This window comes from Chryseobacterium populi (assembly GCF_000282115.1).
GTDB lineage: Bacteria > Bacteroidota > Bacteroidia > Flavobacteriales > Weeksellaceae > Chryseobacterium > Chryseobacterium populi.
Window position 1 is genome coordinate 45802 of sequence record NZ_AKJY01000065.1, and the last position, 15914, is coordinate 61715.

Annotated in this window: 18 protein-coding genes; 6 read left to right on the forward strand and 12 right to left on the reverse strand. The window is 37.6% G+C overall.

The window, feature by feature from the left end:
- Positions 1-21: 21 nt before the first annotated feature.
- The 9 genes from PMI13_RS15210 to PMI13_RS15250 all read right to left on the reverse strand — a co-directional run bounded on the left by PMI13_RS15210 (position 22) and on the right by PMI13_RS15250 (position 9484).
- On the reverse strand, positions 22-651 hold the full coding sequence (locus PMI13_RS15210) for a peptide deformylase (RefSeq protein ID WP_007845243.1): 630 nt from the start codon (positions 649-651) through the stop codon (positions 22-24).
- Between the two features lie 156 nt (positions 652-807).
- The gene (locus PMI13_RS15215; protein ID WP_007845245.1) at positions 808-1680 is read right to left on the reverse strand and encodes a ChaN family lipoprotein; all 873 of its coding nucleotides are present in this window, start codon (positions 1678-1680) and stop codon (positions 808-810) included.
- A 192-nt stretch (positions 1681-1872) separates the two neighbouring features.
- A complete protein-coding gene (locus PMI13_RS15220) occupies positions 1873-2901 on the reverse strand; it encodes a hemin-degrading factor (protein ID WP_007845247.1) in 1029 nt (342 codons plus the stop codon).
- Positions 2902-2909: 8 nt separating this feature from the next.
- Positions 2910-3560: a class I SAM-dependent methyltransferase gene (locus tag PMI13_RS15225; RefSeq protein ID WP_007845249.1), complete on the reverse strand. Its 651-nt coding sequence runs from the start codon at positions 3558-3560 to the stop codon at positions 2910-2912.
- A gap of 2 nt (positions 3561-3562) precedes the next feature.
- Positions 3563-4336, reverse strand: a complete 774-nt coding sequence (locus tag PMI13_RS15230; RefSeq protein ID WP_007845250.1) for a heme ABC transporter ATP-binding protein — start codon at positions 4334-4336, stop codon at positions 3563-3565.
- Positions 4333-5376 carry a FecCD family ABC transporter permease gene (locus tag PMI13_RS15235; protein ID WP_007845251.1) on the reverse strand — a complete coding sequence of 348 codons (1044 nt, stop codon included), beginning with the start codon at positions 5374-5376 and terminating at the stop codon, positions 4333-4335. Before PMI13_RS15235 ends, PMI13_RS15230 begins: the two co-directional genes overlap by 4 nt.
- The gene (locus PMI13_RS15240) at positions 5360-6238 is read right to left on the reverse strand and encodes a heme/hemin ABC transporter substrate-binding protein (protein ID WP_007845252.1); all 879 of its coding nucleotides are present in this window, start codon (positions 6236-6238) and stop codon (positions 5360-5362) included. Before PMI13_RS15240 ends, PMI13_RS15235 begins: the two co-directional genes overlap by 17 nt.
- A 22-nt stretch (positions 6239-6260) precedes the next feature.
- Positions 6261-7367, reverse strand: coding sequence for an HmuY family protein (locus PMI13_RS15245; protein ID WP_007845253.1), 1107 nt, complete (start codon positions 7365-7367; stop codon positions 6261-6263).
- Between the two features lie 11 nt (positions 7368-7378).
- On the reverse strand, positions 7379-9484 hold the full coding sequence (locus tag PMI13_RS15250) for a TonB-dependent receptor plug domain-containing protein (RefSeq protein ID WP_007845255.1): 2106 nt from the start codon (positions 9482-9484) through the stop codon (positions 7379-7381).
- A gap of 113 nt (positions 9485-9597) precedes the next feature.
- Here PMI13_RS15250 and PMI13_RS15255 point away from each other — a divergent pair, with 113 nt between their 5' ends.
- Positions 9598-10893, forward strand: a complete 1296-nt coding sequence (locus PMI13_RS15255; protein WP_007845256.1) for a T9SS type A sorting domain-containing protein — start codon at positions 9598-9600, stop codon at positions 10891-10893.
- Between the two features lie 84 nt (positions 10894-10977).
- On the opposite strand, the gene PMI13_RS15260 is transcribed toward PMI13_RS15255, so the two are convergent.
- From PMI13_RS15260 to PMI13_RS15270, 3 genes are all read right to left on the reverse strand, one after another.
- Positions 10978-11268 carry a putative quinol monooxygenase gene (locus PMI13_RS15260; RefSeq protein WP_007845258.1) on the reverse strand — a complete coding sequence of 97 codons (291 nt, stop codon included), beginning with the start codon at positions 11266-11268 and terminating at the stop codon, positions 10978-10980.
- 88 nt (positions 11269-11356) lie between these two features.
- Complete coding sequence (locus tag PMI13_RS15265; protein WP_007845259.1) at positions 11357-12244, reverse strand: sulfite exporter TauE/SafE family protein; 888 nt, start codon at positions 12242-12244, stop codon at positions 11357-11359.
- Between the two features lie 119 nt (positions 12245-12363).
- On the reverse strand, positions 12364-12771 hold the full coding sequence (locus PMI13_RS15270; RefSeq protein WP_007845261.1) for an RrF2 family transcriptional regulator: 408 nt from the start codon (positions 12769-12771) through the stop codon (positions 12364-12366).
- A gap of 208 nt (positions 12772-12979) precedes the next feature.
- On the opposite strand from PMI13_RS15270, the gene PMI13_RS15275 reads away from it, so the two are divergent.
- From PMI13_RS15275 to PMI13_RS21850, 5 genes are all read left to right on the forward strand, one after another.
- Positions 12980-13408 (forward strand): DUF4268 domain-containing protein, encoded by a 429-nt coding sequence (locus PMI13_RS15275; protein ID WP_007845263.1) that lies wholly within the window; start codon positions 12980-12982, stop codon positions 13406-13408.
- 19 nt (positions 13409-13427) lie between these two features.
- On the forward strand, positions 13428-13712 hold the full coding sequence (locus tag PMI13_RS15280) for a hypothetical protein (RefSeq protein ID WP_007845264.1): 285 nt from the start codon (positions 13428-13430) through the stop codon (positions 13710-13712).
- 91 nt (positions 13713-13803) lie between these two features.
- A complete protein-coding gene (locus tag PMI13_RS15285) occupies positions 13804-14373 on the forward strand; it encodes a Crp/Fnr family transcriptional regulator (protein WP_007845265.1) in 570 nt (189 codons plus the stop codon).
- Between the two features lie 190 nt (positions 14374-14563).
- Positions 14564-15301 (forward strand): SDR family oxidoreductase, encoded by a 738-nt coding sequence (locus PMI13_RS15290; protein ID WP_007845266.1) that lies wholly within the window; start codon positions 14564-14566, stop codon positions 15299-15301.
- A gap of 436 nt (positions 15302-15737) precedes the next feature.
- Positions 15738-15914, forward strand: a 177-nt coding sequence (locus PMI13_RS21850) for a bacteriocin-like protein (RefSeq protein ID WP_007845267.1), incomplete at its 3' end; no start/stop codon positions are given.

Genomic DNA, 15914 nt, shown 5'->3' on the forward strand with positions numbered 1-15914 from the left:
TACAAATGAAACAGTCTATTTTTATCTTTTATTGTAATCGCTATTCTGATAAGCATCTACTTTTTTATAAGCATCATTCTTCTCTTTTTCTTTTTTATCCGATATCAGGATTCCGAAAAGATGATCTGTCTCATGCTGGAAAATGACGGCTGTAAAACCTTCTACAATCTCTGAATATTTCTGCCCTTTCAGATCAACATATTCTAACTGAATGACTTTGCTTCTGTAAAACTGATCTCTGAATTCAGGGATTGATAAGTCTCCTTCAGGGCCTAAATTCTGCAAATCTGATCTCCAGACAATGACAGGATTGATAAAATATTCCAGAGGGTTTCCCTCTTTATCGAAACGCTGAACCCAGATGATTTTCCTGTTGACACCAACTTGTGGTGCTGCAATTCCTACTCCGCCATCTGTTGAAAGCAGTGATTCTTTCATTCTTTTCACCAGAATTGCCGTATTTGGATCGGTCGGATTGATTTCTGCTGAAAGGCTCAGTAATGTTTTATGCTGGTTGGAATCTGTCGTCTGATAAATGGGTAAAGCAGTATTGATATCGCCCTGATTGATGATTGACAATTCATCTGAAGTCAGATTCTGAGCATTGATTAAACCTATAAAAAAGACCAGGAGAAAAGATATTTCTTTCATTTTCTGTTGAATGTTCCACAAAGATAAAGATTGTCATTTAAAAATTTGCAAGCTCTTGGGTTTGGCTAAAGCCGATAGATTTTTCTTTATTAAAAAAACGGGCTGAAGCCCGTTTCAATCAAATAACATTTTTATAAAATTTGGAAAGCTTAAAGTTTAATAAGTCTTCGTCATATCCGCAGGAATAATAAGATTAAAATCTGTCGGGATATAATCTTTTTCAGGAATTTTCAATTCAGGGTCTTCAGATTCAAAAACAGAGATCACCGCCATTTTCAGGTTCGGGTTTTTCTGCTTGATGTACCAGTAAATTCCGCCAAATTCTTTACTGTGGTAATTTCCGTTGTAATGAATAAAAGTTTTCCCGGTTTGGATATTTTTCAAAATAGATTCGGCCATGGTTGCATCTTTTGTAGCCTGTGCCGAGATAAAATTCATTACTTTCGTTCCTTCGGCATGTTCACCCATCATTGCTTTCATTTCGGGATATCCCGGAGTATCCAGCGTTACTTTTATAGGTAATTGGGCAATGTAAGATTTTTCTTTTTCACTTAATTTATTCAAAGATTCCAAGCCTTCTTTAGCGGTCTGGGAAGCATATTTCCTCGGAATATTGGTTGCAATGAAATTCAGTTTTTTATTTTTAGCAAAATCGACCAAGGGTTTGCAGTCTGTTACAAAATTATTCCACAAACGGGCTGAGTCTTTCAGTGTTTTTGCATCGAATTCCCCGCTTAAATACTGGTTTAGCTGAGCCTGGTTATCTCTTTCAAACATTTCAGCACCTAAAATAAGCTGTCCGTTTTTCTTTTCATACAAAGCCTCTGTTATTTTCAGCTGTAGCCAGTGGTTGATAGAACTGTTATGATTTTCTCCAATGAAAACAACATCGTAGTCTGCCAGCTCTTTAACCAGCTTATCGGTTTTAACAGCTTTTCCTTTTTGGTTGTAAAATTGGTATGCTTTAAAATTCTGAGCATTCATCAACCCCAGACTTATCATCAATACCGCTATGAAAATATTTTTCATTTTATTTTATTTAAACACAAATTACACGAATGGTTTGCACAAATATCGCAAATTATTACGGTCTATTTTAAAATTGAAATGCATACTCATTACAATTTTACGATTTGCAGGTCAGCAATTTCACCTTTTCAATAATAAAAAAGCCGCCTTGAATACAAAAACAAAACGGCTTCATTCAAATTATCTAACTATTTATTTTTCCAGTTCTGCTACAAGGTCTTTCCACTCCTGCAGCTCAGGAATCCCCGGTTTTCTTTTTCCGAAGAACTGAACGATAAAGTCTCCTTCTTTGTTGAATACCTCAACAGCCGTTACTTCTCCGTCTTCTGTAGGTTTTTTAACGATCCATGCTTCTGCGATTTTCGTTACATCCAGATGTAAGTTGAAATCAGGATCCATTACATTAAACCACTGTTGGTGCCAAAGGGTTTTCTTTACTTCTCCGGTATGGATCTGGATAATACCTCTGTTTCCTACGAATACCATGATCGGAAGACTCTTTTCTGAAGCATCTTCAAGGATATTCACAACTTTAGCGTTATCAATTTTTTTAGCAAACCCTTCAGGAGCTAATCTTAGAGCCTGGGTTCTGCTTACCCCGAACTTTCTTGTCATCATGAAGAAATCATGAGTATCTTTCAATTCGGTCCATGCCTTTTTAAAACCTTCCGTATCAATTTCAGCATCCGGTTTTTCAGCAGGTTTCGGAGCAATCGCTTCAAATCCGAAAGCCTGGTTCTGACCTTCTGCCTTGAATTTTTCAACAATAGCCTCAAATGCTTCTGCATGGCTGTCTTTTGTCAGATAGATCTTGTGAAGGGCCAAACCGTCTTTTCCAAAAAACTGAAGGCTTTTTTTATCTCCTTCCACGACTGCAAATGCAAATTTCCATGAATTAAGGAAAATTCTAAGGTCGATATCTTCACCTACGAAAAGCTGTGCGTGAGGGCTGCTGAAATCTCCGTTCAGGTACGTTCCTTTTCTTTCGTGCACACATTCGTCATTACGGGTAAGAGCCATTACTTTTCCTAATTGCTCAACCTCTGTTAAAATATTCTGAAACTCAGGCTTAAGAACGGTTACTCCGTCACCAATGTTTGTCACCAATAATTCAGCTTCGCTTACTCCCAGTTGTACAGCAGCATTTCTTATTCTCAAATGTGGATTTTCAACTTTCAAAGCAGCCCACTTTTCTTTTAGATCGTTAACTAATGTATTCATTTTGTTACTTATTTTTTTATCGTTAAAACTGTATAAATTCTTTTTATTTTTTCTTCCCCTGTTTTACTGGTTACTTCTTCCTCTTTTTCAGAAATTTTCATTCTTTTAAAGTGGCTTCGGGAAATAACTTCTTCCATTTCCTTGTTGCTGTATAATGTGAAATTATATTGTGTAAAAGGAAGCTTTTCCATGAATTCCCTTTGTGCAAAAGTGAGGACAAAAGTTCCGTTATCTTTCAGTGTTCTATAGGCTTCATTTAAAAAATCAACCGGTTTTTCCAAGAAATAAACGGTATTAACCGTAAATATTTTATCGAATGTCTTATCTCCGAAAGGAAGTTTCCGGCCCTCATAGCATACAAAATCAGCCTGGCTTTCAAATTCCTTATTGATCTTTCTGGCTTCATGATACATGGTTTCGGAAATATCGATTCCTGTGTATTTAATATTTTTAGCTTTATTTAAAATACTTTTCAGATGTGCTGCATTTCCGTGTCCGATTTCGAGGATGTGCTCATCGTCTTCGATAAGAAGGGTTCTGATACTTTCCAGGGTCATTCCTATGTTGGTAACGTTCATCATCTCAGCTATTTCAATGCCTTTTTCTCCCTGAGGATTGGCAAGATTCTGAGCAAGTATTTTTAATTCTTCTTTTTCCATGGTTATCCGAAAATGATCATTGGGTTGTTGGTAATCGGGTGATCGCAAATGGTGCAGGGAAAATTGTATGCCCGGCTGATTGTTTCAGCAGTAAAAACTTCCTGCGGTGTTCCATAGGCTGAAACCCGTCCTGATTTCATTAATAAAATTTTATCTGCGTATTGTGCTGCCAAATTAAGGTCATGCAAAACAACAATAGCGGAATTGGCCTTTTTAGTAAAATTTTTTATTATTTCTAATGCTTTATACTGATGCTTCACGTCCAGGTTATTCAAAGGCTCATCCAGAAAAAGCAGCTTATGGGCAATATCATTTTGCAATTGTGCCATTACCCTGGAAAGGTGTACCCGTTGCTTTTCTCCTCCGGACAAGGTATTGTATTCCCTGTCTTTCAAATGGAAAACATCGGTTTCATACATCATATTATTCATGGCTTCAAGGTCGTCTTTTCTCGGCCGGGCATCAAAATACGGATATCGTCCCATCATGACAACATCTTTCACCACTAAAGGGATATCATTGCTGTTATGCTGGGAAAATTTAGCTTTATGCCTGGATAATTCTGTGACTTCCCAGTCATTGATCGGCTTATCTTTGAATAAAATCTTTTGCTTCCCGGATTTCACTTCATTCGCCAGAATGCTCAGCAGACTGGATTTTCCGGCTCCGTTCGGTCCTACAATAGCTAAAAACTCGCCGTATTCCAGAGAGACATCTACCCCATCGAGGATATGGAAGTCCCGGTGCAGATAGCTGATGTGATGTGCCTTTATCATTGAAGTGATTTTTTAAATTTAATTAAAATAGCAATAAAAATCGGACCTCCTATCAGCGAAGTTAAAATACCGATCGGGAGCTCTGACGGCGCGACAATACTCCTGCTGAACGTATCAGCAATCAGAAGCAAAATACTTCCGCAAACCGCTGACAATGGCAAAATGAAAGTATAATCTGATTTAAATAAAAGCCTTAAAATATAAGGTACAATAAGGCCTACAAAACCAATCGTTCCTGAAAATGCAACACAGGTTCCTATCATTAAGGAGGTAACAATCACAATTTGCTTTTTCAGTGTTTCAACGTTTATTCCTAAATGCTGAGCGTCTTTTTCGCCCAGCATCATTGCATTCAATGCCTTTCCTTTCGGGAGCAGAACAAGGTAAGAAATAATCAAGACGATTATTAAAACAATATTTTTTGTCCAGGTTGCAGCAGCAAGACTTCCCATATTCCAGAAGGTGAGATCTCTCAGCTGCTCATCTTTTGAGATATAAATAAGGAATCCTGTAATTGAAAAACCGATTGATGTAATGGCAACACCGCTTAACAGCATCATTACCACATTGGTTTTCCCTCCACTGGTAGAAATCCTGTACACCAGCATCATTGCGAATAAAGCTCCCAAAAAAGCTGAAATGCCTACCAGCGAGAACTGCACCATCTCAGGAAGATATTGCTTGAAATGCCCTCCTAAAACAATTGCAATCGCAGCCAGTAATGTTGCTCCCGAAGTTAAGCCTATCGATTCTCCCGTTGCCAGAGGATTTTTAAATAGTCCCTGCAGGCTCGTTCCTGAAACGGCCAGCATACTTCCGATTAAAACAGCCATAATAATCCTGGCTGCACGCACTTCCCAGATGACATATTTATCACTTAGAGATAAATTGGGATCTCCTTTTACTACTTTTCCTAAAATTTCAAACGCAGATTTACCCCCAAAGTCGTAAACCCCGGTATTAAGTGACCATACTGCTATGATTACAAGCAGTATGGTACTTATAGCAAAATAAAAGTATAATTTACTTTGTGCTTTCAATTAATAATTTATTTAGTCCTACTGCAGCCTCTCCCAATCTTGGTCCGAAACCTGAAACCAAGCCTCCGTCCATCGCGATGATCTTTTTATTTTTTCCGGCATTGGTCTGGGCAACACCCGGCATTTTAAGGGCTCCATCGTTTCCGCCGGCACCCTGAAGACCTGTTGTAAAGAAGAACAATACATCAGGATTTGCTTTTACGACCGCTTCAGGAGTCAAAGGTTTAAAATCTTCAAAATCAGTCACTGCATTTTCACCTCCCGCAAGGCCTATCAATGCGGCCATTGGTGTATTTTTCCCTGATACCATCAGCATATTTCCTCTGGCATAGATGAATAATACTTTCGGTTTTTTAGCGATCGGCTGGATTTGTTTTAAATCAGCATCGATTTTATCATTCAATTTCTGATAATCTGTATTTCCTACAGCTTTTGCTACCTGCTCAATCAGTTTCTTAGTTCCTTCTACTGAATATTCCTGCTTAAAAATCTCAGCTTTAATTCCTGAAGAATTAATTTTCCCCAATAATTCCGGGTTGATATCTTTATCTGACCCCAGAATCAGGGTAGGATTCAGTGCCATAATCGGTTCGATCGTCATAGACCTTACATGTCCCAGATCTTTAGCCGTAGCTTTTAATGTTTCAGGATAAGTACTGGTAACGTCTGTACCTACGATTTCTTTTTCAAGACCAAGTGCGCTTACGATTTCTGTAATTCCGCCGCTCAGGGTAACTATTTTACTGTTGCTTTTCGGAGTTTCAGAAGAAACTTCCGTTGTGTTTTCTTTTTTAGCACCTTCTTCTTTTTTGCAAGAATACACTGCGACAAGCACAGAAGCTGCAAGGATGAATTTTTTCATGATATACTATATATTTGATTATTTATAAAGGTTCAAATTCAAAATTGGTATGCCCGCGTTCACCGGCATCATTCTTCATTCTGTTAAACCTGAGTTTAAAGTAGAATCCTTCTGCATCCCTGAGAACAAAGAAACGGTCTGTGTAGACAAAAGCACTTGAAGTACTGTTATTACCAGTCGTAGTACGCCATTTATCTCCGATAGCCCTGTGATCGTTGAAAATAAATTTCGCCGGATCCACATCATTGAGTTTAAAAGCATTATATGCCTGATCCAGATTGCCGGAAACGGTCACCTGATAAGCTCCCACACCATTAGCCATATTGGTTACAATAAAGTCTGCATAAAAATAGCTGCCTGCACTTGCACCATTCTGGAATACTTCATTGGTAAAGCTTGTAAAGCCCAGATCCCATTTTTTCTTCGCAGGCTGTATGGTTACCTGCTGGTTATTCTGCATGCTGAAGAAATTGAATGTGTAGTCTGTATTTTTTGTTATGATATGTTCTTTATGATTGGTATCATTAAGGTCCGCATATTTGATCTTATATCCGTTAGGAACTCTTACAATCTGTACTTTTTTCCATCCTCTTGTATCACCTGCCAGCAATATAGAACCAGGTGCAACCGTAGCTCCGTCGGCAGGGAGAGCTCTTCCCATATTCACCAGGTAGATCGGGTTTTCAGCATCATTTTCTTTGATTTCCTGAATACCTGTGGTTTGTGTCAGAAAATTCCCATCCGGGTTATCAACATATTGCATATTAGAGGGATCAAATGTTCCCATCTGAACAATTCCCAAAAGGTTGTTGACATCGGTTTGTTTTACGTTATCAATATTGGTGGCATCAGGAATTTTCGCTACCGCCATTGCGATAGAACCGTTAATAATTACCCGATACTCATCTCCGCTATAAAAACCTAAATCCCAGTCGGTTCTTTTATTCACAACCTGATTTTCATAATCACTCAAATCGATCCATAGCTGGTTGGGCTGTGTAGGGCCACCTACACTTGCGTTTACCTCGGAACCGGTCATTGGAGCAACTGCTACCGGGTCATCATCTGCTGAAAGACAGGATTGTAAAGCTGCAACCAGGACAAGGGATAATATCTTTAAATATTTCATAATGATAGTTTTTAGAATTGATAGATTAATCTTGCAAAATAACTTCTGCCGTAAAACAGATTCAGACGGTCCGAAGCTGCATTATGCCCGCTTGCTGCCGTAATGGTGCTGTTAACTGTGGTAACATCAAATATATTCTTAACACCCACTGAAAGCTCAAAACGGTTTTTCCAGAACGGCTGGCTCACAATAAAATCCATCATATGGAATTCATCTGTCTTACCAAGCTGAAAGCCTTCACCTGTATTGACATAGTTTCTTGCCGGGCCTGTATATTTATAATAAAGCGCAAAAGCAGTGTTTATATCTTTTAACTTATAAGTCGCTGATGCTCCTGCCTGAACATTATACTGAAAATCTGTAGGGGAAACAAATTCAAGCTCACTCATTGAAACCGAAATTCCGTTCAGTGAGGCTCTTACACCAAAAGCAAACTGATCTTTACTGAAATCTGCATTCGCTGAAAATAAAAGGCTTCTGTATTTGTTTAAGTTCATGTACTTATACGTGGAAGACCCTATTCTTACCATTTCTATCCTGTCATCCACATCCAGATACAAAGCATTTACTCCATATCCTATACGCCAGTCATTTCCTGTTCTGAAATTCTGATCCCAGAATAATCCTGCAGAATATCCTTTTTCAGGTGATAAATCGGGATCTCCCTGGATGTCATGGTTAACGTTTATCATATAAGTAAACAGCTCTTCATAGGTAGGAAAACGGTTGGCAGTTCCGAAAACGCCCCTTAAGTTGGAATTATCCGATGTCTTTAACCTCGCGGAAAGAGAATAATTAAATTGATTTTCAAACCGGTCACTTACTGAAAATCTGGCTCCGGGTCTTAAAGAAAACCGATCTGAAATATTCCATTCTGCAGAAAGAAAATTGGAATAGGTAAAAATATTTCTCTTTACATTTTTACTGTTAAATTCACCTGCAATCAGGGCTGCATAGCCACTTGTATGGTCTAATTCATAGCCTAGCTGAAAATCAAACTTCTTATTGTCAAGGAAGTTACTGAACAATCCTCTTGAATAAATAACGTCTGTTTTATAGTAAGAATTTTCCGGATTCTTTTCTCTGGTTGAACGGCTTGGAATATCGTAATTATAATCAAAATATTTCCGGTCCTGGTTCTGGTAAGAAAAATCCCCCATGTAACGGATATGCCCTAAATGGGTCTGGATATTAAACTGATGAATCCATCTTTCCGTATTATATTCTCTGTCAAGGCTTTCGTAGGTAACGCCACCTAAGCCGTCATTAAGTGATTTCCTGGTCACTATCGGATTATAAAAGTTGAATTTTTCGTGTAAGTAAGAAAGCTTATAAAAGAACGATGTTTTATTTTTGGTATACTTTAGCAGGGCTGAAGCATCGTACTGGTCTTTCGGGTTCCATTCATTACCTCTGGTTTTTTCTACATCATCCCCAAAATATTTGTATCCTTCCCTGTTTCCTTCATATCCCATAAACTGGTTATGATTAAAGCTGATATTCGCAAACCAGTTGTTGTTGAGATTATAGTCCACATTTACATTCTGAATGTGTCTTCCGTTTCCTTTTTTACGCAGGTCGTAGTCGTTTCTTACAGTCTCTTCCTGCAGAGAGGCTCTTACACTTATTTTCTTTGTATTATTCTTTTTAGTAATAATATTGATAACCCCTGCCAGTGCTCCATTTCCGTATTCAACTCCCATGCTTCCCTGTACAATTTCGATTCTTTCAATATTGTTCAGGCTTAACTTGGTAAGGTCGATATTGCTTCCCAGCCCCGTATCTCCTACAACAGGTATATTATCTATCAAAACTTTAATGTAATCTCCACCCAGCCCCATAATATTAGCGGTGGAATTCCCGGAATCAGTATCGGGTGTAATCTGTATATTAAGACTTTGATTTAAAACTTCTGCAACATTCGTAGCCGCCATGCTTTTAATCTTTTGGGCATCAATTGCCTCAACCTTATAGATAGATTTATTAATCGACTGTTGGGTATACTGTCCTGTAATAACAACTTCTTCTATTTTCTTCTGATTAAGAGAATCTTTTTCCTGTGCATTTATCCAGAGCACAACAGATAAGGATAGAATGGAAAGCACTTTCTTCTTCATAAAGGCAAAAAATTTTCGACAAATATAATGGTTTATTTAGAATAATTAAAAATAAAATTATATTTTTGTAGAATAATTCTAAATAAAAATAACATAAATACCTTTAACAGATTATGAAAACAAAGCTACTTTTAGCCTCTTTGCTTTCTCTAAGCGTACAGCAAACCATATTAGCCCAGACCGATGCTTTTGGTTACACAACAGTAAACATGACGATGGGACCTGCTTATCAAAATCGTGTATTCTTTGATTTTTCTGCCAACACTACAGTATCTCAGATCGCAGATAACTGGGACATTGCATTTTACAGAAACAGCGCAATGGATAAAGGAATCAGGATCAATGATGCTAAAACAGCAACAGTTTACCAGACTTCCAGCACACCGGCTGATTTTGATACGGTAAATCCATCTCAGAAAGCAACATGGGGAAATCCTCTTTATAATCCGGATCAGACAACCCGCATCCAGGACGGAGCTTTTGACTCATCTACCCTTCTACCTGCAGGACCGTTCAATTTCGGATGGGGAAATTATGATATAGCAACACATAAAGTTGTTGGTCAGGTTGTTTTTGTTATCGATTATGGAAATGAAAACTATTACAAATTCTTCATCAACGAGTTTTCAGCAGGATATACCTTTAAATATGCAAAATGGAACGGGACATCATGGGATGCTACCCAGACAAAAACCGTAGTGAACGGGTCTGATGATGCTTATTTTAATTATTTCTCTTTCGCTACAGGAGATAAGGTTCCCAATCTTGAGCCTGCAAAAGCCAACTGGGACTTAATGTTTACAAGATACTGGACAGATTACACTTACCCGGGAGGATCAATGATGTATAAAATGGCAGGAGTCATTCAGAATCCTTCTGTTACCATCGCAAAAGTACAGCCTGAAACTCAGGCAACTGCCACGGCTACTCTGCCTGCATCAGGAAGTTTCTCAGCTAAAATTACGGCTATAGGCCATTCTTGGAAACCTACTTCAGGAGTTTATACCGATGTTGTGTATTATGTAAAGCAGGGGTCAGACTATTACAGAATGTATTTTACTTCAAATGAAGGTAGCACTACAGGTAATATGTATTTCAAATATAAAAACATTACGTCAACATTAGGAGTAAAAGAGGTTGGCCAGAAGGCTTCTTTCGGTATTTACCCGAACCCTACGACTGCTGATAAAAAAGTAACGGTTTTATTTGATGTAAAAGAAAAGGCTTCCAATAAAGGAAATGTAGAAGTATATGATCTTACCGGTAAAAAAGTATACAGTGCCGAGCTTACCAACCAAACCGGTTTCTATAAACAGGACTTGAATCTATCGCATTTTACTTCAGGAACCTACCTGGTAAAAATCACTTACGGAGGCAGTACCGAAACCAAGAAGCTGATTGTAAAATAATTTAAATTTTAATACTTTCTATTTTTTCTAAAAAGGCTGCCTACAAATTGTAAGCAGCCTTTTACGTGTAAACAAAATTTCTCCTTAGTAAATTTTAAATCCCTTATAAACCTGGGCAGAGCTTTCCATGATCCTGGAAGCATCCTTACGGAAATCCAGAAGATGATCCTGCCCGTTATGGCTGTTGTGGTGTTCCACACTTTCCCATAATTCGATCAGAAAAAATGTCCCTTTATTATCTTTATCTTCTATAAGATCATATTGCAGGCATCCGGCTTCTTTTCTCGTTTCTTTTACCAGATTTTGAAATAATTCAACCGCTTCCATCAGATAATTTTCATTAAACTTAAAAAGCGCAATGATGTGTAGATTCATGTACTGTTATTTATGATGTAAAAGTAAAATATTTTCAAAACCGAATTGTTGTTTGCCGGTCTTATTTTTCCACATTAAACAGAAAAATTTAATTGAATATTGATTTATAAATAGTTATCAGGCTCATCACAATGACCAGGGTTCCGATAATAAAAAACATTTTTCTTACCGGAAGCTTAGCGGTAAGCATTGCAGAAAACGGTGCTGTAACAATTCCGCCGATTAAAAGGCCAAGAATGATATTCCAGTGCTGAATCCCCAATGTGAAAAAGAAGGTAACCGCTGCAGTTAAGGTTAAAATAAATTTGGCAACGGTGGAGCTTCCCACTGCAAATCTCGGGGTAAAAGCATTTTTAATCAGCGTTCCCGTCACCAAAGGCCCCCATCCTCCACCTGCAAAAGAATCAATGAAGCCCCCGATCACTCCTAATCTTGTCAAATTGGTTTTCCTCTTCAAAGCCTTACTCTGCTTTCCTTTAAAAGTATTTGAAAAAATCTGTATCCCAAGGTATAAAGTGTAGAAAGCAATAATGGTTTTGGTTATTTTAGCGTAATACTCACCCAGGTACGTCAGGCATAAAGCACCGATAACAGCGCCTATAACTGCAGGGATAGCCAGTTTTCTCACCAAAGTTTTGCTTACATTTTTAAGCTGAATATGACTGATGCTTCCCGCTGCCGTTGTAAAGCTTTCAGCAGAATGAATGCTTGCACTCACGATGTGCGGGGGAATATTCAGGAATAAAAGAGTGGTCGTACAGATGACACCATACCCCATTCCCATTGATCCTGCTACAATCTCAGCCAGAAAACCTATCAGAAGCATCCAGTAAAAAATATAATTATCTTTGGCCAGAATCGTAAAAAGCTCATCCAGATAGCCTAATTCGTACATTGAGAAAACCGTAATAAATACAATCGCCAATGTTATAAAAAACACATTGAGCCTTATCTGAATCTTTCTTGAAATTACCATATTATACCCATATTATGGCTTCAATACCGGATAGTTGATCCGCCTGAAGTAGTGCAAATATCTGATAAAATATTTATCCTACCAAACAAGTAGACTATTTATTCAAAAAAAGGACCGGATTAATCGACCAGATCCATTAATGTTTTTCTTTCTAAAATATTTAAGGAAGCATCTCTTACCTCGATCAGAACATCATGCAGCCCACAATGATCTTCGTTGCAGTCATCACATTTTTCATAAAAATTTAAGCTTACACACGGTAAAAGTGCAATAGGCCCGTTAACAAGGCGAATAATCTTTGCCAGTTTTACATTTTCCGGGTTTTCTTTAAAGAAATATCCACCGCCCTTTCCTTTTTTACTGTCAAGGATGTCTGCTTTTTTCAGTTCAAGCAAAATATTTTCTAAAAATTTCAGCGGAATTCTCTTGTGTTCCGCAATTTCGGAAATAAGAATCGGGCCTTCATTCCTTTTTTCTACAAGATATGAAAGCGCTTTAAAAGCATATTGGGATTTTTTTGACAGCATTACGGCAAATTTAAGAAAATTGTTTTAAATGAAGGAAACCGGAATTAACCACAAATAACGCAAATTATAATACACAAATAAAAAAGTTTCATAAAGTCTATCTGCCAGACATGATTCGTCATATACCTGAAATTACAATTTTACAGTTTAGCCTTTTCACAATTCGCAATTTTGCAATTGTCCCTTTAAATCATTAAGTTTGTTCTATATGTTCAGTAAACAGGAAGCACAGCAGTTAAAAAAAGAGTTTTGGACGGCTTTCGGGAAGTCTTTTCCGAGAAAATGGATTATGTATGATACCAAAATCAAGGATGTTTCATTCAAATTTTATGCGGATCATAAAAAAGCAGAAGTTTCCCTGGATATAGAAATGAAAGACGAGATTTTCAGGAACGCTTATTATGAAAAAATATGGTCTTTAGAAGATATTTTAAAAGACTTCATCGGTGATTTTCACAAAGAAGAATATTTTACTTTGGAAAACGGGAAACTGATCAGTAAGATCTGGGTAGAAAAGCACAATGTCTCTATTTTCAATAAAAATACCTGGCAGGAAATTTTCGAATTTTTTGTAGAAAAAATGGATGGCTTTGAAAGGTTTTATTATGAATATGAAGATTTTATAAAAGATATTTAATTTGAAAACCAGGTGCAAAATGGATGTTCCAATGCTGGATAGAGAGGAAAGTAAAATCGCTTCGGAATTCTATGCAGCAGGTTTCCAAGAATTTAAACAGACCCAAACGAAACCCCTCAAAGAAAATTTCAGTAAACTGTTTGATTATTATAACGGATTAACTCATTTTGAAGAAACCGAACCCAATGCAATCATGCACCATTTTATAGATTTATATGGCCCTGATTGTGAAAACTGTGGTAAGCCTTACAGAACACATCAGGCTTCTTATTGTGTAAAATGCGGAAATAAAAGAGAAATCTAAGGAATACAAACTCTACAGAAATTGATCCTCTGTAGAGTTATTTTTGTCAAATGACAAATGCCATAAGACCAGGTTTGATTAACTTGCTGTCATGAAAGAATTATTCGATTTTATTTTAAGGTTTGGAAATCTGAACCAGCAACAGATCGACTTTATCGCAAGCAAAGCCTCCGAAGTGGATCTTGCGAAAGACAGCTATTTTTCTGAAGCCGGAAAAGTTGCCAGGCAGGTAGGCTTTATCGTTGACGGAATTTTGCGGGTCTGCTACTATGACAATAAAGGGGAAGAAATCACCAAATACTTTATCGAAGAGAACAATCTTGTGGTAGATCTTGAAAGTTTTGACAATGAAATTTGTTCCAGCACCTATGTGCAGGCCGTTACCGATTGTAAACTCATTGTTTTTTCAAGAAAAGACTGGCTTGAGCTTTTACAGACCATTGTCGGTTGGGAAACCATTGTTCATAAAATTATTTCAAGGGCATTGATCCAGAAAGTGGAAAGAAGAAGCCCGCTGGTTTCGGAAGATGCTACGACACGTTATCTGAAGTTCCTTGAGATCTATCCTAGTGTGGTCAACCGTATTCCGCTTTCTTATATTGCTTCTTATCTGGGTGTTACCCAATCTTCACTGAGCAGAATCAGGAAAAATATAAAATAAGAAGTTAGATGCTGGAGGTTAGAAGTTAGAGGTTAAAGTGAGGGGCTTATGGGATGTTTGTTTTCTTATAAACTTATCGTTTTATTCTTTGATTTTAATTTATTTTCAGTTTGTATTGCTTTTTTGCCAAATGACAAATGATATTCTGCTTAATTGACGGAATTTTACACCATCAATTAAATCAAACAAAATGAAATCAGTATTAATAACAGGTGCCAACAGAAGCATCGGCCTGGAAACGGCAAAACAATTTTCAGAAAAAGGATTATTCGTCTATATAGGAAGCCGTAACCTTGAAAATGGAGAAGCTGCAGTAAAAGAGCTTAATGAAAAAGGCTATCAGAATATCAAAGCTATTGAAATTGATGTTACCAATCCCGATTCTATCACAGCAGCAAAAAACAGGGTAGAAAACGAACAGGGAAAGCTGGACATCCTGATCAATAATGCAGGAATCCTGGGAATCAACCCTCAAACGGCATCAGCTACTTCCATTCAGGATATCCGGGAAGTTTTTGACACCAATTTTTTTGGAGTAATCAGCGTTACACAGGCATTTTTAAACCTGCTGAAAAAATCTGAAAGCCCGAGAATCAGCAACATCACCTCAGGACTTGGATCTTTAACACTGCACAGCGACCCAAGCTGGAAATATTACGATGTAAAAACAGCTGCTTACGGTCCATCAAAATCAGCTTTGAATGCTTACACCATTGCTCTTGCTTATGAATTGAAAGACTCACCTTTCAAAGTAAACGTCATTGATCCCGGTTATACGGCAACAGATTTCAACCATCACAGTGGCCCCGGCTCTGTAGAAAGGGCAGCATCTTTTATTGTGAAGCATACTCTTACGGATGAAAACGCACCTACGGGAGAATATTTCAGTAACGATATTGAAGACGAAACGGGAATCAGTCCGTGGTAATATTTATTGTATAATGTAAAAAGTACAATGCACAATGTATTCGTGATGAAGAGAGGCTTTAGGGTTTCTCTTTTTCTTTTATCTAAGCATTTGAGGAAGATACATCAGAAAATACCGGAACTGATTATCGATACAAATTGTTTTCCACTCCATTCCAAATAAATTCATCCGAACTGGCGGTATCTACAGTTTTTTTATAAGCTCCCGTCATTTCGGTAGATTTTTGAATAAAATCGTATCGAAAAGTTATTTATTTAACAGCTGACTTCTTAGTTATCAATTCATAAACCACTACATAACAAGCCATTGAAAATAAATTTTTAAAATAAATACCTCACAAAATAACAAATCATAAATAAAATTCACTACCTTAGGAATTGTATAAGCGGAATCCGAAAAGCTTCAAAAGAGTAGGAAAAACAAAGAACTAATTATTATGAAAAACTTAAAAAAACTTTCAAGAAACGACATGAAAGCAGTAACCGGGGCTGTAGCCGCTCCTTGTGACGGATGGAAATTATGCCATGCCAATGATGACGGAACCTATGGATGGGGAATGTGCCCGCCTGAAACAGGAGGTACAAGCTGCCACAACTATGCTTGCGGCGGGGGG